At 45.1% G+C, this 24,922-nt stretch carries 18 protein-coding genes; 5 read left to right on the top strand and 13 right to left on the bottom strand.

From position 1 onward, the window contains the following. Positions 1–74 precede the first annotated feature (74 nt). The 3 genes from ppk1 to EBI00_RS06180 form a co-directional block, all read right to left on the bottom strand. A complete protein-coding gene (gene ppk1 / locus EBI00_RS06190) occupies positions 75–2,309 on the bottom strand; it encodes a polyphosphate kinase 1 (protein WP_123095066.1) in 2,235 nt (744 codons plus the stop codon). A 154-nt stretch (positions 2,310–2,463) separates the two neighbouring features. Then, a complete protein-coding gene (hemB, locus tag EBI00_RS06185) occupies positions 2,464–3,453 on the bottom strand; it encodes a porphobilinogen synthase (RefSeq protein WP_123095065.1) in 990 nt (329 codons plus the stop codon). A 138-nt stretch (positions 3,454–3,591) separates the two neighbouring features. Further along, entirely contained in the window at positions 3,592–5,517 is a 1,926-nt protein-coding gene (locus EBI00_RS06180; protein WP_123095064.1) for an ABC-F family ATP-binding cassette domain-containing protein, read from the bottom strand. A 229-nt stretch (positions 5,518–5,746) separates the two neighbouring features. On the opposite strand from EBI00_RS06180, the gene hslO reads away from it, so the two are divergent. After that, entirely contained in the window at positions 5,747–6,622 is an 876-nt protein-coding gene (gene hslO / locus EBI00_RS06175; RefSeq protein ID WP_123095063.1) for an Hsp33 family molecular chaperone HslO, read from the top strand. Here the strand turns inward: hslO and EBI00_RS06170 are convergent. Then, complete coding sequence (locus tag EBI00_RS06170) at positions 6,619–7,026, bottom strand: CBS domain-containing protein (RefSeq protein ID WP_123095062.1); 408 nt, start codon at positions 7,024–7,026, stop codon at positions 6,619–6,621. The two genes, hslO and EBI00_RS06170, sit on opposite strands and share 4 nt — an antisense overlap. Before the next feature lie 370 nt (positions 7,027–7,396). Here EBI00_RS06170 and mqo point away from each other — a divergent pair, with 370 nt between their 5' ends. Next, a complete protein-coding gene (gene mqo / locus EBI00_RS06165) occupies positions 7,397–8,902 on the top strand; it encodes a malate dehydrogenase (quinone) (RefSeq protein WP_277749192.1) in 1,506 nt (501 codons plus the stop codon). Positions 8,903–8,978: 76 nt separating this feature from the next. Here the strand turns inward: mqo and EBI00_RS06160 are convergent, their stop codons facing one another. Together EBI00_RS06160 and rho are read right to left on the bottom strand one after the other, a co-directional pair. Then, positions 8,979–9,707 carry an NAD(P)H-flavin reductase gene (locus tag EBI00_RS06160; RefSeq protein ID WP_123095060.1) on the bottom strand — a complete coding sequence of 243 codons (729 nt, stop codon included), beginning with the start codon at positions 9,705–9,707 and terminating at the stop codon, positions 8,979–8,981. A gap of 128 nt (positions 9,708–9,835) precedes the next feature. Next, a complete protein-coding gene (gene rho / locus EBI00_RS06155) occupies positions 9,836–11,101 on the bottom strand; it encodes a transcription termination factor Rho (protein WP_123095059.1) in 1,266 nt (421 codons plus the stop codon). Positions 11,102–11,548: 447 nt separating this feature from the next. Between rho and EBI00_RS06150 the strand changes: the two genes are divergently transcribed. Then, on the top strand, positions 11,549–13,066 hold the full coding sequence (locus tag EBI00_RS06150) for a Ppx/GppA phosphatase family protein (RefSeq protein WP_123095058.1): 1,518 nt from the start codon (positions 11,549–11,551) through the stop codon (positions 13,064–13,066). Positions 13,067–13,087: 21 nt separating this feature from the next. On the opposite strand, the gene EBI00_RS15935 is transcribed toward EBI00_RS06150, so the two are convergent. After that, positions 13,088–13,393, bottom strand: coding sequence for a hypothetical protein (locus EBI00_RS15935; RefSeq protein ID WP_148039072.1), 306 nt, complete (start codon positions 13,391–13,393; stop codon positions 13,088–13,090). A 279-nt stretch (positions 13,394–13,672) separates the two neighbouring features. On the opposite strand from EBI00_RS15935, the gene EBI00_RS06145 reads away from it, so the two are divergent. After that, on the top strand, positions 13,673–15,700 hold the full coding sequence (locus EBI00_RS06145) for a hypothetical protein (protein WP_123095057.1): 2,028 nt from the start codon (positions 13,673–13,675) through the stop codon (positions 15,698–15,700). Between the two features lie 230 nt (positions 15,701–15,930). Next, positions 15,931–18,987: an ammonium transporter gene (gene amt / locus EBI00_RS06140; RefSeq protein WP_123095056.1), complete on the top strand. Its 3,057-nt coding sequence runs from the start codon at positions 15,931–15,933 to the stop codon at positions 18,985–18,987. Here the strand turns inward: amt and EBI00_RS06135 are convergent. From EBI00_RS06135 to EBI00_RS06110, 6 genes are read right to left on the bottom strand one after another with little or no spacing between them, the layout of a single operon-like run. Continuing rightward, positions 18,980–19,354: a Na+/H+ antiporter subunit G gene (locus EBI00_RS06135; protein ID WP_123095055.1), complete on the bottom strand. Its 375-nt coding sequence runs from the start codon at positions 19,352–19,354 to the stop codon at positions 18,980–18,982. The genes amt and EBI00_RS06135 overlap by 8 nt on opposite strands. Positions 19,355–19,363: 9 nt before the next feature. After that, a complete protein-coding gene (locus tag EBI00_RS06130; protein ID WP_123095054.1) occupies positions 19,364–19,633 on the bottom strand; it encodes a K+/H+ antiporter subunit F in 270 nt (89 codons plus the stop codon). Further along, the gene (locus tag EBI00_RS06125) at positions 19,627–20,112 is read right to left on the bottom strand and encodes a Na+/H+ antiporter subunit E (RefSeq protein WP_123095053.1); all 486 of its coding nucleotides are present in this window, start codon (positions 20,110–20,112) and stop codon (positions 19,627–19,629) included. The genes EBI00_RS06130 and EBI00_RS06125 overlap by 7 nt, the downstream gene beginning before the upstream one ends. Next, the gene (locus EBI00_RS06120) at positions 20,109–21,620 is read right to left on the bottom strand and encodes a monovalent cation/H+ antiporter subunit D (RefSeq protein ID WP_123095052.1); all 1,512 of its coding nucleotides are present in this window, start codon (positions 21,618–21,620) and stop codon (positions 20,109–20,111) included. Before EBI00_RS06120 ends, EBI00_RS06125 begins: the two co-directional genes overlap by 4 nt. Next, positions 21,621–21,986 (bottom strand): Na+/H+ antiporter subunit C, encoded by a 366-nt coding sequence (locus EBI00_RS06115; RefSeq protein ID WP_123095051.1) that lies wholly within the window; start codon positions 21,984–21,986, stop codon positions 21,621–21,623. Further along, positions 21,986–24,784, bottom strand: coding sequence for a monovalent cation/H+ antiporter subunit A (locus EBI00_RS06110; protein WP_123095050.1), 2,799 nt, complete (start codon positions 24,782–24,784; stop codon positions 21,986–21,988). Before EBI00_RS06110 ends, EBI00_RS06115 begins: the two co-directional genes overlap by 1 nt. Positions 24,785–24,922: the final 138 nt, after the last annotated feature.

Here is a 24,922-nt window from a genome sequence, read left to right as displayed (position 1 = left end):
TAAAGGGTTTTTTATACACAAAGAAACGCCCAGAAAAGACTGGGCGTTGTGCATAAGAGGTGCTCTGTTTTAAGCTATGAACTGCGCGTGTTGTCTGCTAGTTCACTGAGCAAGGCTCTTTGGGCGCTGCGATATTCCCCTTTTCTGGGCTTTGATAGCTGGTAAGAGCCATCACTTTGCAATATCCAGCTTTGCGTATTGTCCGATAAATAGTATTCCAGTTCCTTTTTAACTCGACGAGTTTGCTTGTAGTCCTGTAGCGGGAAAGCCACTTCAATACGGTTGTTCAGGTTTCGGTCCATGCCATCGGCGCTAGAAAGATACACTTGAGGGTTACGATCATTAAAGAAATAGTACACACGAGTGTGCTCAAGAAAGCGACCTATGATACTGCGCACCCGAATGTTTGAAGATATGCCTTTAATGCCTGGACGCAGGGTACAGATACCACGAATAATGAGGTCAATTTTTACGCCAGCTTGCGATGCCTTGTAAAGGGACTGGACAAGACGCTGCTCGGTCAAGGAGTTTACTTTAATGATGATGCGGGAAGGCTCGCCTTTTAGGGCATTCTGGGCTTCTTTATCAATCATTTCTAGCAAACGATCACGCAAGGTAAAGGGTGCGTGCAGCAGTTTTTTGACTTTAAGTTCTTTGCTCATGCCGGTCAGCTGTTGAAATACACGGTGCACATCTTCACCAATGTCTTTGTTACACGTCATGAAACTGTAGTCTGTATAAAGGCGTGCATTACCGGCATGATAGTTGCCTGTGCCCAAGTGCACATAGCGTGTCAAGTTGGTGCCTTCTCGGCGCACGATAAGGATCATTTTCGCGTGTGTTTTATGGCGTACTACCCCATAAACCACAATGGCGCCGGCATCTTGTAAGCGGCTGGCAAGCGCCAAGTTTTCGGCCTCATCAAAGCGCGCTCTTAATTCGATGACCACGGTCACTTCTTTGCCGTTACGTGCGGCTTCAACGAGCGCATTAGCGATGGGCGAACGTGCTCCAGTACGATATAAGGTTTGACGAATCGCCACTACGCTCGGGTCTTTCGCTGCTTCGCTCAAGAAGTCGATAACAGGGGAAAAACTCTCAAAAGGGTGCATCAACAAATAATCTTGTTGGCGAATCGCTTCGAACAAACCGCCAGAGCTGGCCAGTTTTTTTGGCAAACCGGGCGAGAATGGAGGGTACATGAGGTCTGGGCGATCGACCAATTCCAACACTGCCATTAAACGACTTAAGTTTACCGGCCCATCGATACAGTAAAGGTCTTGCTGTTCTAGATCGAATTGCTTTAATAAAGAATCAACAATGTGATCTGGGCAATTATCGGCGATTTCTAAACGCACCGAGCTACCATAATGGCGACTTTGTAATTCTGTGCGCAACGCGCCTGCTAAGTCGACGCCAATGTCATCTGAATCGACTTCCAAATCAGCATTTCGAGTCAGGCGGAATTGAAAACAGCCTTTTACGGTCATACCGGGAAATAGCTGTCCAGCGTGGGCATGGATAATAGACGAAAGAAAGACCAGGTTATCTCCGCCATCGCACACGTCATCAGGCAGCTTGACCAGGCGTGGTAATGAACTTGGAGCGGGTACGATGGCAAGACCGTTTTCACGACCAAACGCATCTCGACCTTCAAGCTCAACCACAAAGTTAAAGGTTTTATTGGCAAGGCGCGGAAACGGGTGAGCAGGATCGAGTCCGATGGGGCTAATAATCGGTAAGACGTTGTCACGGAAGTAACGTTTGACCCAAGCGGCTTGTTTTTCATTCCACACGCTACGGCGAATAAACTTAACGTTTTCATTGGCCAATTTTGGAAAGATGATGTCATTAAGAATACGGTACTGGCGACGTACCAACTTGTGCGCGTGTTCGCTTATTAGACTTAGTACTTTCTTCGGGTGCATGCCGTCAGGGCCGTTTTTTTCTCGGCTGTATTCAAGCTGGCTTTTTAACCCGGCGACGCGAATTTCAAAAAATTCATCCATATTCGAACTGAAAATACACAAAAACATCAGTCGATTTAATATTGGATGGTTTTCGTCCATGGCTTGTTCTAAGACACGTGCATTAAATTGCAAGTGGCTCAGTTCACGGTTGAAGTAAAGTTCAGGGTCCGCCAAATCAATTTCTTCTGGCAGCCGATCTTCTATCGCGACTTTGTTGGGGTCCTGGGGCTGTTCAGGAATGGGCTCTAGGACCAGCTCGGCGTCCAACTCTACGGGTGGGCTTGCGGTAACGCTGGTCGATTCTTTTTTTGCTGTTTCATTCACAGACTGCTCTGACATGTGCTTCTCTTACTCTTAAATACCGTTTAAATGTGTGTGATTGGTGCTTTTTGCGGACGTGTCTACAACCGTAGACAGATACCGACAAATTATACCAACCCAGCCTGCTGGTCACCGATTCCCTATGTTTTTAGGCACAAAAAAACCGGTACTTTTAGGTTTTCAGCAAGCGTGCTGCGTCTTTTGCAAAGTAGGTTAATATGCCATCGGCTCCGGCGCGTTTAAAGGCCAAAAGCGATTCCATCATCACGCTGTCTTTGTCTAGCCAACCATTTTGAAAGGCGGCCATGTGCATGGCGTACTCACCGCTTACCTGATAGGCGAAGGTGGGTACTTCAAGTTCGGTTTTTACTCGGCGAACAATATCAAGATAGGGCATACCGGGTTTCACCATGACCATGTCAGCGCCTTCTTCGATGTCTAGCATGACTTCGCGAATGGCTTCGTTTGAGTTGGCAGGGTCAATCTGATAGGTGAATTTGTTGCCTTTGCCGAGGTTGCCGCTTGAACCAATGGCGTCTCGGAATGGGCCATAATACGCCGATGCGTATTTGGCGGCGTACGCCATGATTAAGGTATTGATAAAGCCTTCGGCTTCGAGTCCAGCGCGGATTTCCCCTATGCGACCATCCATCATATCGGACGGTGCCACAATGTCTGCTCCCGCTTGGGCGTGGGATAGCGCCTGTTTCACTAATGTATCTACGGTGATGTCGTTAAGCACATACCCAGTTTCATCAATAATGCCATCTTGCCCGTGAGTGGTGTAAGGGTCTAGGGCGATGTCGGTGAGCACACCGAGTTCAGGGAAGGCATCTTTTAAAGCTCGAACGGCCCGCTGTACAAGGCCGTCGGGGTTGTATGCTTCTTCCGCCAGCAAGGACTTTTTATCGCTGTTGATAACAGGAAATAAGGCCAGCGTTGGAATGCCGAGTTCGACTAATTCTTTCGCTTCTTCCAGTAACAAGTCGATAGAAACGCGCTCAATGTTTGGCATTGAAGGAATGCTTTCGCGTACGTTTTCTCCTTCAATGACAAACATAGGGTAAATTAAATCGTCAGCGCTGAGGCGATGCTCGCGCATTAGGCGGCGAGAAAAATCATGTTTACGCATGCGGCGCATACGAGTGTATGGAAATGTCATCCAATATCGCTCCTGTTCGCAGTGTGAGAATGTACTCGAGTATTATGACAATATTAAGTCAGTGCTGGTGCAAAAGCCTTGTGTTAGGGCAAAACTTTACGCTTTACTCGCATTATGCTCGGTTTTTTATCAGTATTTTTATTCTAGCAGGGCCTCGGCCGCTTCTAGTTCTTCTTGTGCTTCGAACCAAGCTTCTTCGCTGTCTTCTCGCATTTTTTTCCATTTTGCTTCATCGCTGAGTAAGCGTTGCAAAGTGTCTTTTTTAGCCGCTTCATACAGACTGGCATCGGCCATGGCGTCTGAAATCTGATCAAGGTGTTCCTGTGCCGTTTGCACGGCTTTTTCAAGTTTCTCTATTTGCTTGCGCAAAGGGCGCAGCTTTTCACGCATTTCAGCGGCTTTACGGCGTTCTTCTTTGCGGTCAATTTTATCCAGTTTATCCGCGCCTAATTCGATTTTTTCCATTTGCGCTGCATTGGCTTGTCGGGCTTGTAGCCAAGCATGGTAAGCCGGCAAGTCCCCGTCGAAAGCTTGAATTTGGTGGTCGGCCACAAGATAAAACTCGTCGACTGTGCTGTTGAGCAAATGCCTGTCGTGGGACACCAGTAAGATGGCGCCTGGGAAGGCTTGCAGCGCTTCGGTAAGCGCTTGTCGCATGTCAATGTCCAAGTGGTTCGTCGGCTCATCCAAGACTAATAAATTGGGCTTTGTCCATGAAATAAGAGACAGTGCCAAACGAGCTTTCTCACCACCTGAAAAACCTTTTACTGGACGCAGTGCATCGTCGCCCACAAAGCCAAAACCGCCCAAATAACGACGAATGTCGCTTTCAAGTATCTTTGGTGTTAGTCGTTGAATGTGAAGCAGTGGCGACGCTTCTAGGTCGAGTGCGCTCAATTGATGCTGTGAAAAATAGCCAATCTTTAGGTTTTCTCCAGTGATTCTATCACCAGCAAGAATGGCAATCTCACCCACAATGGACTTGATCAGTGTGGATTTACCCGCGCCATTTGGACCTAATAAGCCGATGCGTTGCCCGTCTCTAAGGGCAAAATTGGTGTTGCCAAGCTGAATGGTCTTTGCACTCGCGTCTGAGGTATAGCCTAAGTCAGCCTGAGATAAATTAATCAATAACTGAGACGTTTTCTCCGCCACAGGGATGGTAAATTCAAATTGAGAATCGATGTGAGCAGGTCCGATAAGCTCCATTTTTTCGAGCATTTTTAGACGACTTTGCGCTTGTTTGGCTTTATCCGCTTTATAACGAAAGCGATCCACATACTGCTGTAGATGAGCGCGCTTTTCTTGCTGTTTCTCGAAGTTCGCCTGCTGTTGGGCGAGATGTTCAGCGCGCTGGCGCTCGTAGTCCGAGTAGTTACCCTTATATAGCACCAGTTGCTTTTGATAAAGATGAACAATGTGGCTGCAAATACCATCCAAAAAGTCACGGTCATGGGAAATTAATAATAAGGTGCCAGGATACTGGCGCAACCAGTTTTCCAGCCACATGACGGCGTCTAGGTCTAAGTGGTTGGTCGGCTCGTCGAGCAACAGCACGTCAGAAGGGCACATCAAGGCTTTAGCAAGATTGAGACGAATTCGCCAACCACCCGAAAAGTCAGACACAGGTCGATGCATGTCGGTCATCTTAAAACCCAAGCCTTGAAGCAGCGTTTCGGCTCTGGACTGGGCTGAATAGCCATGGGCGTTTTCGTACTCACCCAACCAGACCGCATGAGCATGATGGTCGCCGGTGGCTTGTGCCTTCGTGATGTGGCGTTCAATTTCTCTTAGTTTGTCATCACCGTCTAGACAATATTCCAAGGCACTGCGCTGTGTTTCTTCCACTTCTTGCGCCATAAACGCAATACGTCGCTGTCCTGGCAGAATAACGTCACCGGTATCGGCGTGTAGGTCGCCTTTGATCATGGCAAAAAGTGACGATTTGCCCGCCCCGTTGGCGCCAATAAGACCGACTTTTTGACCTTCAAAAATGGTGAGGTTGGCGTCTTCGAGTAAAAACTGAGTGCCGCGTTGTAAACTAACTTCCGTAAATTGGATCATAAAAACTGGAAATCTCTTGTCTCTGTCATGAAGTGTGCCATTGGCTTGTTAGGTAAGACACTAACCAGGTGGAACATTCTAGAGTGCTGTTCGCGTAAACGAAATAGCAAGTGTGCATATTCCCAGCACATAATGGTTTTAAAGTGGATGAATGTCTGTCTCAGGCGTAAAATGCTTTTCATACTTACTTAATTTTTCACTCAGACTTTTTCTGAGCAAGGTGTAATTTGTGAACGATCTAACCATTAATGAAATCCAGCGCTTTTCATTCGATAACACCAATGTCCGGGGTGAGCGCGTTTTACTAAACCAAGCTTACCAAGAGATTATTCAACGTAAAGAATACCCTTTACCCCTAGAAAAATTACTGGGTGAGTTCGTCGCTGCCATCGCTTTGTTAAGAGACATTGTGAAGATTGACGGTGTTTTGTCTATTCAGGCAAAGGGGAACGGTTTTTTGTCGACCTTGATGACAGAGTGCGATGAGCATCAAAACCTTCGTGGCATCGCCCAGTGGGATGACAGTCAAGTGGTGCCAGAGACCATTTCGTTGCAAGAGGTGTTAGCAGGCGGTTATTTGGCGATCACGATTCAGCCACGTAATGGCCAGCGTTATCAGGGCATCGTTGAGATTGTAGGCGACACCCTAGCAGAATGCCTAGAGCAGTATTTTTCTCAATCGGAGCAGCTGCCAAGCCGAGTGTGGCTGGCCGCAAACGGCGCTCAATGCGGTGGTTTGTTTTTGCAACGTCTGCCTCATGAACAGGCGAAAGAAGGCGACGAAGACGCGTGGGATCGTTTTACGCATCTTGCGTCAACGGTAAAAGAAGATGAATTGCTTGGTCTTGAAACAACCGAGTTGCTGCACCGATTGTATCATGAAGAAGAAGTTCGACTTTACGATACGAAAACCATGCAGTTTGGCTGTTCTTGTTCGCGCCAGCGTACCCAAGATGCGGTGATGTCTTTAGGCTTTGAAGAAATACGCGAGCTATTAATCGAACAAGGCAGCATAAAAGTAGATTGTCAGTTTTGTGCTGAAAAGTATGAATTCACCGAGAGTGACTTAGCTGGTTTATTGGGAGACCAAGCGAAAACTCACTAGGACGCAAACGTGGCGTGGCTGAGCAGGTCACGCCATGAAATGATCCCTATGACGTGATCGTCCTTATCAGTAACGGGTAAGCAGGAAATATCGACGCGTTTGAACCAAGTAATAATGTCTTTTACCGAGGTCTCAGCATTCACCGTAATCGGCTGTCGGGTCATAACTTGATGGGCCGCGCGATTTAGTGTGTCCAGGTCCCTTGGCTGTTCTGAGACGCTGTTGATAAATGGGCTAATGAGGCGTAGTAAGTCGCGATCTGAAATAATGCCAACCAGTTTGCCTTTTTCTATGACGGGCAAATGATGAAAGCCATGCATTTCCATTATTTGTCTCACTTTGGGTAAGCGTTCATCTATCTCAACACAGATGACATTTTGAGTCATGATATCTTGTGCTTTCATTGCCACACTCCAACATAGTAGTGAAGAGAATTTAGTATATTTATACTGAACATTTGCGTTTAAGTATAGCGAAAAAATGATCAAGCATTTTCATACTTTGTCGTTAAAATGATGTTTTTTGTGGCTAAAAAACGTGAAAAAAAGTGGTTTTAAGCAGTAGGTGAGACACGGACTGGCATATCTACTACTAAGGTCTCAAGACATTGCTTTTAAAATCCGTATAATCAAGTAATACCTGAACAGAGTACGACGTGAAAGCCGATCCAATGGATCCAGACGCGTATTCTTAAGAGTGAAATAAAAGCGAGCAGTATCATTAGCGCGACGCTGCGGGCCAAAAGCCAACTTTTTATTTTTCTCATATTCATCATTGGCTATGACACGGCGAAATCATATGACCTCAAATTCTGTAGACGTTTTACTAGTCGGGGGCGGTGCCATGAGCACTACCTTGGGCGTGTTACTCAAGCAATTGGATCCTAACATCACCATGCTGATGGTGGAGCGCTTGGACAGTATCGCAAAAGAAAGTACGGATGGTTGGAATAATGCAGGGACGGGGCATGCCGCCTATTGTGAACTCAACTATACCTCTGAAAACGACGATGGATCCGTGAACATTGATAAGGCCGTTTCAATTAATTCGGCCTTTGAAGTCAGTCTTCAGTTTTGGTCTTACTTAGTGGAGAAAGGCTTAATGCCTGCCCCACAAGAGTTCATACGCCGTGTGCCGCATCAAAGTTTTGTATGGGGTGAACGCAATGTCAACATGTTGAAAGCGCGTCATGCAGCAATGAGTGCTCATCCAGCCTTTAGAGAAATGCAATACACAGAAGACCGCGAGAAGATGGCTGAGTGGATGCCTCTTGTGATGAAAAATCGTGATCACAGTGAGCCATTGGCGGCAACGCGTGTTGAGCACGGTGCGGATGTGAACTTTGGTGCTATCGCTCGCAATATGGGTCAATACTTGCTGGGTCAAGAGCATTTTGACCTCAGTCTTAAGACTGAGGTTATTGCACTGAAAAAACGTTCCGACGGTCGTTGGAGCGTAGAGTTAGAGCAAAATGGCACACGAAAAACGGTTGACGCTAAGTTTGTTTTCCTGGGCGCTGGTGGTGGTGCTTTACCCCTGCTGCAAAAAGCCGAAGTGGAAGAGAGCAAAGGGTACGGTGGTTTCCCTGTAAGTGGACAATGGCTGGTGTGTGATAAACCGGAATTGGTTGAGCAGCATTTTGCGAAAGTCTACGGTGCTGCGCCTATTGGTGCGCCGCCAATGTCTGTTCCGCATTTGGACACTCGTATCATTGATGGTAAGAAAGCCATCTTGTTTGGTCCGTTCGCGGGTTTTACCACCAAGTTTTTGAAAACAGGTTCTTTCTTTGATCTGCCTAAAAGTGTGCGCTTTGACAACATTAAACCTATGTTGAGTGTAGGAAAAAACAACATGGATTTGACTCGCTATTTGATCAGCGAGGTCATGCAGTCCCATAAAGACCGCTGTAATTCATTGCGTCAGTTTTATCCAGATGCGAAGGATGAAGACTGGGAGCTTGCTTACGCTGGGCAGCGCGTACAGATTATTAAGAAAGATGAAAAAACCGGTGGCAAATTAGAGTTTGGTACTGAGGCCATAGCGACAGCCGATGGGTCTTTGGCCGCTTTGCTTGGTGCCTCTCCAGGAGCTTCTACAACGGTGAACACCATGATTGGTATTTTGGAACGCTGCTTCCCTGAGCAGGTAGCCTCCTCTGAATGGCAAGAGAAGATGAAAACCATGGTGCCATCTTACGGTCAGTCGTTGGTGAAAAATACTGACTTACTGTTATCGGTACGGGAACATACCTTGACCACCTTGCACTTAAAGCCTGAGTAGGTTGTTGTCATAATAGAGCAAAAAAAGCTGGGTGACCCCCAGCTTTTTTACATCAGGTCGACGAGAAAAGGTTTATTTAAAGAAGCGGTTTTTCTGGGCGTGGCGCGTAAGCGAACACGTCAGAGAAGCAGCGGTCTGCACTCAACCCTTTTGCTTCTAGTTGGTCTAGCGTGCCATAGACCATGCCCACTGAGCCACTAATGTAGGCAACACTGTGACTCAAGTCTGGGTGGTCCGCCAAAACAGCTTCATACAGCCAACCAGTGCGACCATGCCACTGATCGCTTTGCTCATTGACAACCACATCCAGCGTGAAAGGCGTGTATTTGTGCGCTTCTTCTAGCCAGGATTGTGCAAATACGTCTTCGGCCGTTCTTAATCCCCAATAAAAAGACACCTTCCCAGAAAAGTTCTGTTCAACCAATTCGCTGTATAGGCTCTTGATTTGTGCAAATCCTGTTCCTCCAGCAACCAACAAAATATGTTCTGGGTTCGATGCCATTACGCCATTTTTTAAGTGGCAATCTCCGCCAGGGGCTTTGATGTTAATTATCTTGTTAGACTGGAGATACTCTACGACTTTGTGAGCCAGTGATTCGGCATCAGAGACAAGAATATATAAGGTGACCTCTGGCAATGTCAGTGGCGCGCTGCCGATAGAATAGGGAACTTGTTCGCCTGTTGGTAATACCACCATTAAATATTGTCCCGCCTCAAAGTTCAGATCATCGGCTTGAAGGCGAATCTGATAGACGTTCTGATTAATGAGTTCAACAGCGTTTACCGTTGCGGTCATTTCTTTCATTTACACTACTCCAATTTAGGTCGCACTTGCCCTGATAGATGATTGGGCGAATATTAACAATCTATTGATCTGAATGAATAAAAAAAAACCACTTCAGGAAGTGGTTTTTCTCTGATAAATAGATCGACTTATTTATTTTTGCCTTTCATCGACTCAAAGAATTCGTCATTCGTTTGAGTAACTTTTAGGCGATCAATCAAAAACTCTGTCGCAGCCACATCTTCCATAGGATTCAACAGTTTACGTAAAATCCACATGCGTTGTAGTTCGTCTTCAGAGGTAAGCAAGTCTTCGCGACGAGTACCAGATCGACGAATGTTAATGGCGGGGAATGTGCGTTTTTCAGCTATCTTACGGTCAAGGTGTAACTCGGAGTTACCTGTGCCTTTGAATTCTTCAAAGATCACTTCATCCATTTTTGAGCCGGTATCAACAAGCGCTGTTGCTATTATTGTTAAGCTGCCGCCTTCTTCGATATTACGTGCCGCACCAAAGAAGCGTTTTGGGCGCTCCAGAGCGTTTGCATCCACACCACCAGTCAGTACTTTACCAGAAGAGGGGATCACTGTGTTGTAGGCACGGGCAAGGCGGGTAATCGAGTCGAGCAAAATCACCACGTCACGCTTGTGTTCAACTAGGCGTTTGGCCTTTTCGATCACCATTTCGGCCACTTGAACGTGACGTGCTGGCGGCTCATCAAATGTTGATGCAACCACTTCACCGCGAACCGTACGAGACATCTCGGTTACTTCCTCAGGACGTTCATCAATCAGCAAAACGATTAAATGACATTCTGGGTTGTTGCGTGTCACTGCATTAGCAATGTTTTGCAACATGAAGGTTTTACCCGCTTTAGGCGGAGACACGACTAAGGCACGTTGACCTTTACCTAGTGGGGCAACAAGATCAATGATGCGTGATGTAACGTCCTCAGTGGAGCCGTTTCCAGCTTCCATTAAAAGGCGTTCATCAGGGAATAAGGGGGTTAAGTTTTCGAAAAGAATTTTGTTGCGAACACTTTCAGGTTTGTCGAAGTTAATTTCGTTAACCTTTAAAAGCGCAAAGTAGCGTTCGCCATCTTTGGGTGGACGAATCTTCCCTGCAATGGTGTCACCTGTGCGAAGGTTGAAACGTCGGATTTGGCTTGGTGATACGTAGATATCGTCCGGACCTGCTAGGTATGAACAGTCAGGTGAACGTAAGAAGCCAAAGCCATCTTGAAGAATCTCTAAGATACCATCGCCGTAAATGTCTTCTCCACCTTTTGCGTGACGCTTTAGGATCGAGAAAATAACATCTTGTTTACGAGAACGAGCCATGTTTTCTAGGCCCATTTCAGATGCGATATCTAAAAGTTCGTGTACTGATTTCTGTTTTAAGTCGGTAAGATTCATAAACGGGTTTTGTATTAGCTCAATTGAGGGAAATTGACGGTATTAGAGTTAATTAAAGATAACTTTAATGTTTGTCTGGAAGTATTTAACAATGTATCAGCTACTCGGCACCAAAAAACACGAAACATTAAGGGTAACAATATGTCTAGGTTTAAATCAGCCCGGATAGGGCAAAGCCAATACAGCGCGAAACAATTTGATTGGGATCAAAACACGATTTTTTACTTATTTCATCGATATTAAGATCATCCATACTATAGTTCGAGTTAAAGGCGAGGTCTATAGTGAAACTCAGGAAAAAAACATTTTCTGGTAATTTTTTGATCAAATGAGCGGTTTTTCGAGTGATGACACCATGGTATTTACTGCGACGAGTGCAATGACACGGCGCGGGAACTGATATACTCTACGACTACTTACGACATCGGCAAGATAAGGCTTTACTGCATGCAATCACTTTTTTTGCAACAATCTCACGATTTCCCTTTCGAAAAAATAGCGGCCATTGATTTAGGCTCAAACAGCTTTCATATGGTGGTGGCTCAGGTAACCCATGGACAATTGCGTATTACCGGCGAATTTGGTGAAAAAGTGCAGTTGGCGGCAGGCTTGGTGAATGGTTATTTGGATGACGACTCTCAACAAAGAGGTCTAGATTGCTTGGCGCAATTCGCTCAGGTGATTGAAGGAATGCCACAAGGTTCAGTTCGAGTTGTTGGAACGAATGCCTTAAGGGTGGCAAAAAATCGCTACGATTTCATTGGTAAAGCCATGGACATAATGAGCCACCCCGTTGAGATCATTGCGGGTCGTGAAGAAGCGCGATTGATTTACGTGGGCGTTTCAAGAACTATGGATCATGGAGATGCGAAGCGCTTAGTGGTGGATATTGGCGGTGGCAGTACGGAATTCATTATAGGTCAGCAGTTAGAGCCTATCTTAACAGAAAGCCTTCACATGGGCTGTGTGAGTTTTAAGCAACGTTTTTTCGACGATGGCGTGATCAATAAATCCAACTTTCAGAAAGCGGTGACGGCCGCTCGCCTTGAGCTTCTCAGTATTCAAGATGATTATATCGATGAAACTTGGGATATCGCGATTGGTTCTTCTGGAACGATTAAAGCCGCTTACAACATTGTTAGAGAAAACAATTGGGGTAAAAAAGGCATCACCTTAAAAAACCTTAAACAGATTCAGAAAGTGCTATTTTCAGCCGGCCACGCAGACAATATTGTTGTACCTGGGCTCAAGCCAGAACGCAGACCCACGTTTGCTGCGGGTATTGCGATTTTAACCGCGGTGTTTGAGTGTTTTGACATTAAGCAGATGGACTTTTCAACGGGAGCCTTGCGCGAGGGCGTTCTTTACGACGTCATGGGGCGTTACGCAGAGACGGACATTCGAGAACGTACGGTTAACTACCTGTTGAATCAGTATCATATTGATACTGAACAGGCGAAATTAGTCACGCATACCGCTTTGTCGGCTTTAGCCCAAGTGAAAGATGACTGGAATTTAAATAGCATTTCCAGTGAAGACTTGTTGCGTTGGGCTGGACTGCTTCATGAGGTAGGGGCAGGGATTTCTCATAGCCGATATCACAAACACGGTGCCTATATTATCAGCGAATCCGATATGCCGGGGTTTTCGCAGCAAGAACAGCAAGCCTTAGCGAATCTTATTCTTCGCCACCGTCGAAAATTTACTCAATCGTTAGAGTTCCGGTTTACCAAAAGCGATCAACAAGATTTAGATCGCTTATCCATTCTGCTTAGGTTAGCCAATTTACTGCATCATGATCGCAAAGAAGGAGATATGCCCATTTTTACGCTAAAAGCGAATGATAAGAGCCTGCATGCAGAATTTCTACCTGGTTGGCTAGAGGGCCGCCCTCTTACATTAGCCAACCTTCAAAGAGAAGCCGAGGCGTTGGCGTTAGGCGGATATCTGCTAACATTTAGTTAATCTAAGTATTAGCACGTTGTGTCAGGTCAATCGTTCGATTGACCTGTATATGGCGGCCACTTCTTCTCGTTGCAGTCCATCGCTTCGGTGAAGTCTTCCTGTGCTCGAGGTGAGCTGCACTGACTCGTCTCCCTCCTTGTTTTCCGTATTGCTGTTCTGTAGACGACTGGCATCGCTGGTAGCGAGAGTCGATAATTGTTTGCCTTGTGTGGACAGCTTTACTGATGTAGAGGTCGGCTGATTTTGGGGTGATGATGTACCGCCAGCAAGCGGACTGGCTTGAGGCCATGAGTGCGGAATATAGCTCGACAGCAGTGAAACAGACAAAATAATCCCCCTTTAAAAACATAAATTGACGGTTCAATAGGGTACAGAGTGACTGTTTAAAGAATAGCCTGAAAACAAGAGAAATGCGTTAATTTTGCTTATTTTGTTTCCTATCCGTTTAGCCTAGTGCCATTCGTAAATAAGGGTGATATTGTTTGCACATTGTTATCAATAAGATGACGCAATAACGAATGTATTTAATAGGTGAAAGGTCTGCTTTACCATGCTAAAAACGCAACCACGACCTTCTGCGAGTCACTTTTTTAAAAAGGATGCGGCATGAGCCAAGAAAACTTACCAATTGAACATCTTTATTTTACGGAAACAAATCTAGAGCAAATTCTTGAGAACCTAGATATTGTTCGTAATCGAATTCACCCGCCTCAACCTGACGAAGATCGTGTGATCGATCAAGTTTTTCCTTCTGTGTGCCTGATTGGCTTAGGTCGCTGTGGTTCCAATATTGCGCTTGATGTAGCATCGCTTGTTTATGATGCAAGAACCAGTTATTTGCGCGAAGTAGAAAATCAAGAATTGTTAGAAAAAGACAAAGAGTTCAGCCCTATACGTTGGATTCGCAATCATTTACCGATCGAAAGCAAAGATGGATTCAAGCCCGTTTTTTTGATTGAACCGATTGTGCTCTTGGGAGACTTAGATAAAGACATCGAAGGCAGGATTCGTTTTTCTAACCAAGATGGCAGAACGCAATTCTTAGAAGAATACACCAAGTTGCAAATCATGGATTTGTCCGAAGTTCATGCAGGCGGCGCGGGTAACGCACCTATTTTAGGTCAGTATCTTGCCAAGATCATCTTGAATAAAGATGCTACTACGTTTCGCAATGAAAAGTGGAAACAATTGCATTCCTATCTTGTGGATTCTTGTGGGATTAAGGCCAACCAATCTCGTCTTTATTTTTACATCTTTAGTGCTGGTGGTGGTACGGGGTCGGGCATGGCGTCTGAATTCGGCTTGGCACAGCAGTTTTCGTATCTGAGCAAAACGTTTGATTATCGTGCTGACCAAAGTAAGGCAGAAGATAAGCGTCACAGCTTTGTGTTTGAACCTATCTTTACGTCAGGTATCTGTATTTTGCCAAATATCTCAGGAAAAAATGTTGAGATATCCGAGGCATTACATATCAATGCGGGTCGCTTGTTGACCAAGTATGTGTCTGAAGAGTGGAACTTCTCTTATAACGAAGAACGGGAAGATGATGAAGTACCGGCCGACGTTATGGAGCGCATTCGTCCTTGGAATTCGATGATGTTAATCTCGAACGACATCATGCGTTACGCTGAAGAGGAAGACGGTGGGGATGCCGACAATATCGACGTGAACACCATGGAGAAATACGCGAATCAGTATATCTCCCAGCAAATTTTTAACATTCTTACGGCGCAAGCGGTGACAACTGACTATGACGAGAATTATTTCCGTCGAGCGGGCATTGATATTGCGGAGACTATTCGCCTAGACGCCAACGATTTATTTATGAGTTTGGCGGGCCCAGTCGCAGTTGCTTACGCAGAAAGTGTGGTCAGTGAAGGTGCTAAGCAAGACAGTGTCGATATCGATGACTTATTCTGCCGCTCTATCGAGCTCCCTCATTTTAACAATGACACTTCCGCGATAGAGGGAGTGAGCGTACTACCAGTGGAGTCCGAGCGTTACCGTGAGTCCATTAAAAATTATCGCAAGAATAATTATGATGCCAGTACACTCAATCATCTTCACTTCTTTAAGAATTGTTCTTCCATAGTGTCCATTATTTCTCTGCCGAGGGATTATAAGCTGTCTTTCACCGCGTTAAACCGGTTAAAAATGCATTTAAACAAGTTGTTTCCTAACACGACACTGAAACGGTATGCCTTAGTGATAGGGGCGTCCGCTAACCTTTCTTTGACCACATTGATAGCGAAAAGCCCTTGTCTAAGTGATGACTTCTTAACGTTGATGGTGGCTTACATGAAGCGCTGTTTTGCTCGTGATGACTATCGTTATACCGATGAAATAGACAAAGCCATCATCAAAATGATTCAAGAAGATGATTTTGATGAAACCTTGCTGGATACCTTCTTTACGACCTATGAGAATCCAGCAAAGATTTTAGATACTAACTGGTATGCGATTAAGCCGATGTATGAGAAAAAGTATCGTGAGCTGATTGATAATAATCAGAGATTTGTGTCTATTAATGATATACGTTTAGACATTAATAATGTGAAGAACGCGATCAAATACCTTCGTGAAATTTATCGTCATCGCATCAGTAAAACCAATGTTCTGACACTAAATGGCTAGTGATCGAGAATAGGTATATAACTCATCAAGGCAACTCAATTGGGTTGCCTTTTTGTTTTGACGCTTTAAATGGAAAAATGTCATATTTGGCTCAACTATTGAATGATAAACAAACAGTTTTCTGATTGCTGGTAGATGTATTCTCGTGTGTTCTTCTATGAAGCATTTTTTTCGCACCATGATATTTTATATGAGCTTTTTTGGTGCGATTGTGACGGTTTAGGGTGTGTATGAACGAATTTTATTGGTTGTTAGTGGCCGCCACTTTTATTTTTATGATGCAGGCGGGCTTTTTGTGTTTAGAAAGCGGTCGAATTCGCAGCAAAAACAGCATTAATGTGGCGGCGAAGAATATATCGGACTTTATTCTCTCGACCATCATTTTTTGGTTGTTTGGTTTTGGCATTATGTTCGGTCAGTCGTTTGCTGGCTTGTTTGGTACCAGCGACTTTTTATTTGATGCGGAACACTCTCCATGGCAAATAAGCTTCTTTATTTTTCAAATGATGTTTTGCGGTACCGCGGCCACTTTGACCTCTGGTGCGGTGGCAGAACGTATGACATTTATGGGTTATTTGGCGATAACCGTGGTGTTAAGTGCGCTTATTTATCCTGTGGTAGGGCATTGGATTTGGTCAGGGGTTTTCTCGGATCAATCCTCATCTGGCTGGCTTGAGGCGTTTGGCTTTATCGACTTTGCTGGCGCGACCGTGGTGCATTCGGTTGGAGGATGGATCGCTTTGGCGGCCATTATGATCATAGGGCCGCGCATAGGGCGATTTGAAGAGGGAATACGCTTACCTCCAGGTAATAACTTACCACTATCAGCGCTAGGCACACTACTTATCTGGTTTGGTTGGATTGGCTTTAATGGTGGTAGTACATACGAGTTAAATAACAGTGTTCCCGTGATTATTTTAAATACTTTTATTGCTGCTGCGTGGGGTGGTTTAATCGCGGCGGCTATTAACTATTATCATGATGGTTACGTCGACGTGAACTTTGTATTGAACGGCACCATTGCGGGATTGGTTGGGATAACCGCAGCGTGTAATTTTGTGTCGCCAGGCGCGTCTGTGATCATCGGTGGTATGTCAGGCGTCATCGTCTATTATGGCAGCTTATTGATGGTGAAATGGCGTCTAGATGATGCTTTGGACGTTGTTCCCGTTCATTTATTTGCGGGGATTTGGGGAACGCTCAGTGTTGCTTTGTTTGGCCAGGCCGACAAGATAAATAATGGTCTTAGCTTTACTGACCAGCTTTTGGTGCAAATGTCAGGCATTATTGTGGTGGGGGTATACTGTTTTGTCGTAGGGTACGCGGCCATTTGGACCATCAACCGCTTTGTGCCATTGCGGGCTTCTAAGGAGCAAGAGGAGCAAGGATTAAATGTGGCGGAACACAGAGCCACCACGGAGTTGTTTGATTTATTGACCGCTATGCAATACCAACAAAATAACGCGGATTTTTCTCGCCCTGTTACGGAAGAGCCCTTTACTGAAGTGGGGCAAATTGCGCGCAAATACAATCAAGTCATTGAGCGTGTTAACAGTGAGATTGCCTTAAGAGACGACGCCCTGATGCGTTTTCAAGAAAGTGAAATCCGCAAATCCGCTATTTTGAATTCTTCCATGGATTGCATTGTAACCATTAACCGTTTCGGTTCTGTTATGGAATTTAATCCTGCTGCTGAGCGTACGTTTGGCTGTTTGAAAAAGCAGGTAGAGGGAAAAAGTTTTATCGGATTATTTGTCTTAGAAGAAGACAGAATGACCATCATCAATAGTTTGAACTCCGGCTTTTCGTCATCGACTGGGTTGATTCTTAATCGTCGCAATCCCTTCCGCTTGCAGCGCGGGCCGGGGGATTTCTTCCCTGCCGAAGTTTCTATCACTAAAGCCAACAGTGATAATGCTTATAACAGTGAATACACGCTTCACATTAGGGACACGACACGTCATGTTAAACTGCAGGAGCGACTTAGGGTCTTGGCGTACAGTGATACGCTAACCAGTCTATACAACCGAACGTACCTGATGGACGCTTTGGTGAGTGCCTTACTACTAGCAACAAAACAAAAAAACGCCGTAGGCTTATTGTTCTTAGATTTGGATAATTTCAAGATCATCAACGACACCCTAGGTCACAAGGCAGGAGACGAGCTGTTATGCGAAGTGGCTAAGCGACTTGTCGCTCTGTCCACCTCAAGTGATGTCATTGCCCGTTGGGGGGGCGATGAGTTTGTTTTCATGATGACAGAAAGCGTATCAGCGGTGCGTTTACTTGAGCGTGCTAAACTCATTTTGGATGCTATGCGGGCACCTTTTTTGTTAAATGGTCAATATTTTACTATTCCAACCAGTATTGGTATTGCCGACTCTGCAGAACAGCAGGTCGATGCTGAAAAATTGATACAGCAAGCCGATATAGCTATGTATTGGGCCAAACAAAAGGGTCGAGACAACGCGCAGTTTTATACACCTGAAATGGCGAATGTAGCGACTAGAAGGTTTGTGCTAGAAAAAGAAATCAACCAGGCGTTGGCGACTGACCAATTTACTCTAGCGTTTCAACCAAGGGTAAAAGGTGAAAAAACCAATATCCTAGGTTTTGAGGCTCTTATTCGCTGGCCGCATCCGTCAAGAGGCTCGGTTTCACCCGCCGAGTTCATACCCATTGCGGAGGAATCAAACCTCATTATAAAAATCGATGAATGGGTGATCGATCAGGCGTTGAAGCAACAGAAACTATGGCGTGATCAGGGGCTTTTGATTATGCCCATGGCCGTTAACCTTTCTGGTCGGCACCTAGTATCCGACTCCTTGGTGACGTATATTTCTGAAAAACTCGCCTTTTATGAGATTCAGGGCAATTTTTTAGAAATAGAAATTACGGAAGGGGTTTTGTTGCAAGACATTCAACGCTGTATTGATGTCATGATTGAGTTAAAAGCCCTGAATATTAAAATTTCTATTGATGATTTTGGTACTGGCTACTCGTCACTAAGTTATCTGCGGCGTTTGCCGCTCGATATTTTAAAGATAGACCAATCTTTTGTGGAAGAATGTGGCCATCACTCAGAAGACGCCAAGATCTGTGAAACGATTATTAATTTAGCGAAAAGCTTAGAGTTAGAGATCGTTGCTGAGGGAGTAGAAACCGCTCAGCAAGCCGATGCGCTAAAGTCGATGGGGTGCGATGTATTTCAAGGTTATTACTATTACAAGCCACTACAGGCTCATGATATTGAAGCATTGTTGACCAACAAGACACCGCTCATTTAATAGAATTCGATGGAGGGGATTCTCTATCTCGAATCGTGTCCATAAGCGCTTGGTTTTGTGTTTTCTCTGCAGGCTTATTACTATGATGCAAGGCAGTTTTCGCAATCATGTTAGCTGCCACAGGGGCGGTGATAAAGAGAAACAATGTGATCAGTAACTCTTGAATTGATAAAAAACCTTTTAGATGGCTCTGAAAAAACATTGAGGCGATTAACACCCCGGTAATACCTAATGTGGATGCCTTCGTTGGACTATGAAGGCGCATATATATATCAGGTAAACGAACCAGGCCATAAGAACCTACCAGTAAAAATACGCCGCCAGTAAGCAGGGATACGCTAATAATAATTTCGAGATAAAAAGGCATAATCTGTCCTTATTCAATAATGTCGCCGCGAAGCAAGTATTTACAGAGTGCTGCCGTACTCACAAAGCCTAGCATAGCGATTAACACAGCGGCTTCAAAGTACAGCGAGCTTCTTGCGTGTATTCCGTACAATAAAATCAGTGCGATAGCATTTATATACATGGTGTCTAGCGCTAAAATTCGATCAGAAATAGTGGGGCCTTTTAAAAGGCGCCACAGGTTCAGAATTAACGCGATACAAATGCAAATAGCCACCGCAATAATGGTGATGTTTAGCATCCAAAAATCTCCTTGATTGGCCTTTCATAACGCTGTTTGACCGATTCAATTAGTTCAGCTTCGTTTTCTAAATGCAAAGCATGAACAAAAAGCCATGCTTTGTCTTTTGATACTTCCGCACTCACAGTGCCAGGTGTCAAAGAGACCGTACTGGCCAATATGGTGATGCCAAGGTCCGTCGTCACATCAAGAGGAATAGCGACAAAGCCTGGCTTAAGCTTTTTAGCGGGACCAATAATCAACAAAGCCACCTCAACATTGGCCGTGATAATGTCTTTCATCACCATCAGAACATAACGTATGGCGAGCCATGGTCTGAGAATCTTAGGGTGATCGTCGCGCATCCCTGTTACTAGCCAAGGAATGGTAATTGCAAAAAATGACGCCAGTACAATATGTCCTGGGCTGACAGAGTTATTGAGCAAAAGCCAGACGATAAAGAGCAGCAAACTGTGAAACGGCATGGGTAGTAACATCATGGAGAGACTCCTGGTAATAAGCCGTAAGCAGAAGACTGGATATCATGTAAGTAAAAGGCAGCTTGCTGCGTAAACTCACTGATGACACCGCCAAAAATGACCAATAAAGGAGTGGTAAGCAATAAAAGCCCAATGCTGGTAATTTCCAAAGGTTTAGCGGGTTCTGCCTCGGCAGAACCGCTTCCGTTGTGGCGCCAGAAAAGCGTTGTACCTGCCCTTGAAAAAGCGACCAATGCACTCAAACTTCCCACCAATATCAGAGGCCAAACCCACATGGTTTGAGTGCTCGATTGGGTGGCTTGAAGAATCATAATTTTGCCGACGAAGCCAGAAAGTGGCGGCATACCAACCAAAGCCAGAGCCACTATAGCGAACGCAAAACCAATCATCTTAGGTTGTACAAAAGGTCGAGAACGGACAAAACGATCTTCGGCTTTGCCTCTTTGCCGCGCAATAACATCCGCTAATAAAAACAAGCCAGCGGAGGCGAGAGTGCTGTGTACCATGTAGTACAAGGCCGCTGAGGTCGCCGCTTCGGAATTAATCGCTGCGCAAGCCAATAAAGTGCCGCTGGAGACAATGACCAAGTTGGCACTGAGCGTTTTAAGGTTGGGGCTGGCAAAGACTCCGATACTACCAATGGTAATCGTCAGCAAAGCCAGAGGCCATAACCACGGTGTTGCAATATTGGCAAGCTCACCGGCATTTTCTCCGAAAATCACTGTGTAAACACGGAAAATGCTATAAACGCCGACCTTTGTCATAATCGCAAAAAGAGCTGCCACAGGCGCCGAGGCTGAGGAATATGTTTTTGGCAACCAAAAATGCATGGGTAACATAGCGGCTTTTAAACCAAATACCACAAGTAATAGAAGGGCACCGGTTTTAGCGATTGTGGCGGTTTCTCCTTGAAGCTGGCCCACTTTAATGGCCATGTCTGCCATGTTGAGTGTGCCTAACGTGCCATACAAGATACCAAGCCCAAACAAAAATAAGCTGGACCCAACCAAGTTTAAAATCACGTAGTGGAGTGCGGCTTGTGTCTTTTGTTTACCGCCCGCATGAATGAGTAATGCGTAAGAAGCAATTAACAGAACTTCAAAAAAGACGAACAGATTAAATAGGTCACCTGTCAAAAAAGCGCCATTAATGCCCATAATTTGAAACATAAATAAAGGATGGAAATACGCCCCACCTTTATCTTGTCCTGCTACCGCGTAAAGGATAACAGCGAGGGCAAGAAAGGCTGTCAGCAGAACTAAGAGACCAGACACTTTGTCCGCAATTAGTGCGATACCAAATGGTGCTTGCCATCCGCCAAGCGCATAAAGTTGTACGCCTTGATTGTTAATTTGATATAGCAATGCAGCACAAGACAGTAATAGAAATAGACAGCCGACAACAGAAGCCACTCTTTGCGAGTGAATGCTTCGTGATATGGGCGGCAAAAGCATGATTACGCCGAACAAAAGCGGAATCAAAACAGGAAAAATGCTTAAGTGTTGCATTTATGCATTTCCTCCATTCTTCTGCTCTGTATCTCCAGGCTGTTTTGGTAGTGTGCCATCCACATGATCGTTACCTAAATCGGCGCGTGCGCGCATGGCTAGAATGACAACAAAGGCTGTCATAGCAAAACCAATTACGATCGCGGTTAATACTAGAGCCTGTGGGAGCGGATCGCTGTACTGTTGCGACTCACCAAGTACAGCCGCCGAGTTTAGCCTGAGCCTTCCGCTAGCAAATAAAAACAAGTTCACTGCATAAGACAGGAGCGTTAACCCGATAACAACCGAAAAGCTTCGGCCTCTTAATGCGAGAAAAATGCCACAAGCTGTTAACAGCCCAACACACAATGCGTACATACCTTCCATTATTCATGCTCCTGTTGAGTTGGGCGTTCACTGGTGGTCAGCTGACCTAAATTCGCGAGGATCAGCATAGTGGCACCAACCACAGTTAGAAAAACACCAAGATCAAAAATCATGGCACTTGCCAATTCAAATTTACCAATAACGGGTAAATAGAAATAATCGAACCAAGAAGATAAGAAAGTATGACCAAACACCCAGCTACCTAAACCGCTTAGTGTCGCTATACCAATTCCTGAACCTATCATGATCTGATAATCAAACTTAATGCGTGTTTTAATCCATTCTACGCCGTGGGCAATGTATTGCTGGATAATTGCCACAGAAGTAACTAATCCAGCAATAAAGCCCCCTCCTGGCATATTGTGGCCGCGCAAGAAAATGTAGGCAGACACCAATAACGCCAGTGGGAGTAAGCTTTGAGAAATGACTTTTAACAGCATTGGATGTCTATCTTCTGACCAAGCCAAACCGTTACCGTCTGCAGAAGGCATGAACAGTCGCATTCTGGCAATAAGCTTGTAAATGCCCAGTGCGGCAATACCTAATACCGTGATTTCCCCTAAGGTATCAAACCCTCGAAAATCTACTAAAATAACGTTTACCACGTTGGTGCCCCCGCCACCCGTTTTACTGTTTTCAGTGAAAAAGGTTGAGATGCTATCCAATGGTCTCGTCATAAGGGCATAGCTAATGGTGCCAACGATTCCGCCAAACAAAGAGGCCAAACTCAAGTCCCGGACAATACGTCGTGGAGAAGACTCTTTTGGTGTTTTTTGGGGCAAGAAGAACAGAGCCAGAATTAACAAGATAACAGTAACTACTTCAACGGATAGCTGAGTTAATGCTAAGTCTGGAGCGGAAAATTTTGCAAAAGCCAAAGAGACAATAAGACCAACAACAGACAGTGTGATCAATGCAACTACGCGTTTACGGTGCCAAATAACAGTGGCTAAAGCCGAAATACACAGTAGCACAGCACAAGTAATGGATAGGGCATCCAGTGGGATTTCAGGTCGTTGTCCAGCCGTGGTATTCAGCTTTAACAACGAAGATGCCGTCATTACTACCGCAAACGCTAATACAAAGAAAACATAGCGTTGCAATGAGCCATTTTCAGCCCATGCAATCAATGCTTGAGACTGTCTAGTCAACCACTGGATAGCACTCTCAAACACCAGTTTAGGGTCGCTTGCGGGGAACTGCGCTTGGAACTTAAAGAGATGCGCGCGGTTTTTATACATCAACAAGCCGCCAATTAAAGCAATGATACTCATCACAAGAGGTAAATTAAAACCATGCCAAATAGCTAAGCTATAATCAGGTGCTGGCCCATTTAAAGTGGCATTTGCTGCTGCAAACAGTAAATCTCCAACCGCTAAACTTGGAAAAATACCGACAAACAAACAGATCGCCACGAGTATCTCAACCGGTACGCGCATGTAACGAGGCGGTTCATGAGGAGTTTTAGGTAAATTTATGGGTTCACCATTAAAGAACACATCATGAATAAAGCGCATCGAGTAAGCAACGGCAAAGACACCGCCCAGTGTTGCTAGAACGGGAATAAACCAAGATAGAGACCCTAAAGACGCTTGGTGTAAGGTCTCAGTAAAGAACATCTCCTTAGACAAGAAACCATTCATGAGAGGAACGCCGGCCATAGAAGCTGAGGCCACCATGGCTAATGTCGCAGTGTACGGCATGTACTTCCATAAGCCGTTTAAATTACGCATATCTCGAGAGCCGGATTCATGATCAATGATGCCAGCGGCCATAAACAGCGAGGCTTTAAAAATAGCGTGGTTAATAATATGAAAAATGGCCGCAACCGCCGCTAAGTCAGTGCCCATACCTAATAGCAGAGTAATCAACCCCAAATGACTGATAGTTGAGTTGGCGAGTAGCCCTTTTAAGTCATGTTGAAAAAGCGCGATATAAGCGCCAACAAGGAAGGTAATTAGTCCTGTTAAGCTAACAATAAGAAACCATAGATTCGTATCAGCTAACGCGGGGTAAAAGCGCGCCATTAAGAAGATACCCGCTTTTACCATGGTAGCGGAATGGAGATAAGCACTCACTGGTGTGGGTGCCGCCATAGCATTTGGCAACCAAAAGTGAAATGGAAATTGTGCTGATTTAGTGAAAGCACCAAGCAAGACTAGGACAACAATAATAGGATAGTTGGCGCTAGCTTTAATAAGATCGCCGTTGTCTAGAACGTCTTGTAAACTAAAGCTGCCGACGGTGTTTCCTAGGATTAATAGACCAGCCAGTAAAGCCAAACCGCCAGCACCCGTGACGGTGAGCGCCATTCTAGCGCCTTTTCTAGCTTCGGTTTTGTGTCCCCAAAAGCTGATGAGTAGAAAAGAACTGATACTGGTTAATTCCCAGAAAAACCATAACTGAATCAGGTTGTCGGACAATACTACGCCTAACATGGCAAACATAAACAAGATCAAGTATGCGTAGAACTTACCTATTGAATCTTTCGCTGACAAGTAATACCGCGCATACAGGATAACCAGCAAGCCGATGCCTAAAATTAAGATGGCAAATAGCATAGCCAACCCGTCTAGTCGAAACGCAAGATCCAGCCCGATAGCCGGAATCCAAGGGATGACAGCATGGAAGCGCTCACCTTGGAAAATGTCGCCAGCATGTGACAGAACCAAAAGCAACGTCAAAGCGGGTAGCGCTGCCGTCAGAAAAGCACAGGCTGTTCGGCTAAGATGAGCAGATAGGAGCGGGACCAAGGTTCCTAATAGAGGAAGAAACGGCAACCAAATGAGTGAGTTCAAGGTGAAAGCTCCCTTGTTGTTAGCGGTAATAAATTACTAAGGAACTGTGTCAGCATGGAGGTCTTCCTAGTCGTCTTTTTACAGTTGAGACTCGCACATGTTTATGTAATTAGATGCAGCGAGCGCAATCTTTTATTA

The sequence above is a fragment of the Marinomonas hwangdonensis genome (assembly GCF_003721245.1).
GTDB lineage: Bacteria > Pseudomonadota > Gammaproteobacteria > Pseudomonadales > Marinomonadaceae > Marinomonas > Marinomonas hwangdonensis.
This window is presented reverse-complemented; position numbering and strand designations above follow the sequence as displayed.

Bases quoted from the DNA above. Each gene is read 5' to 3' on its own strand.
- EBI00_RS06145 (WP_123095057.1), top strand. From the start codon at position 13,673: ATGAGCCAAGAAAACTTACCAATTGAACATCTTTATTTTACGGAAACA.
- hemB (WP_123095065.1), bottom strand. From the start codon at position 3,453: ATGACATTTCCATACACTCGTATGCGCCGCATGCGTAAACATGATTTT.
- rho (WP_123095059.1), bottom strand. From the start codon at position 11,101: ATGAATCTTACCGACTTAAAACAGAAATCAGTACACGAACTTTTAGAT.
- EBI00_RS06160 (WP_123095060.1), bottom strand. From the start codon at position 9,707: ATGAAAGAAATGACCGCAACGGTAAACGCTGTTGAACTCATTAATCAG.
- EBI00_RS06120 (WP_123095052.1), bottom strand. From the start codon at position 21,620: ATGCAACACTTAAGCATTTTTCCTGTTTTGATTCCGCTTTTGTTCGGC.
- EBI00_RS06150 (WP_123095058.1), top strand. From the start codon at position 11,549: ATGCAATCACTTTTTTTGCAACAATCTCACGATTTCCCTTTCGAAAAA.
- EBI00_RS06135 (WP_123095055.1), bottom strand. From the start codon at position 19,354: ATGCCTTTTTATCTCGAAATTATTATTAGCGTATCCCTGCTTACTGGC.
- EBI00_RS06115 (WP_123095051.1), bottom strand. From the start codon at position 21,986: ATGGAAGGTATGTACGCATTGTGTGTTGGGCTGTTAACAGCTTGTGGC.
- amt (WP_123095056.1), top strand. From the start codon at position 15,931: ATGAACGAATTTTATTGGTTGTTAGTGGCCGCCACTTTTATTTTTATG.
- ppk1 (WP_123095066.1), bottom strand. From the start codon at position 2,309: ATGTCAGAGCAGTCTGTGAATGAAACAGCAAAAAAAGAATCGACCAGC.
- EBI00_RS06170 (WP_123095062.1), bottom strand. From the start codon at position 7,026: ATGAAAGCACAAGATATCATGACTCAAAATGTCATCTGTGTTGAGATA.
- EBI00_RS06130 (WP_123095054.1), bottom strand. From the start codon at position 19,633: ATGCTAAACATCACCATTATTGCGGTGGCTATTTGCATTTGTATCGCG.
- EBI00_RS06180 (WP_123095064.1), bottom strand. From the start codon at position 5,517: ATGATCCAATTTACGGAAGTTAGTTTACAACGCGGCACTCAGTTTTTA.
- EBI00_RS06125 (WP_123095053.1), bottom strand. From the start codon at position 20,112: ATGATGTTACTACCCATGCCGTTTCACAGTTTGCTGCTCTTTATCGTC.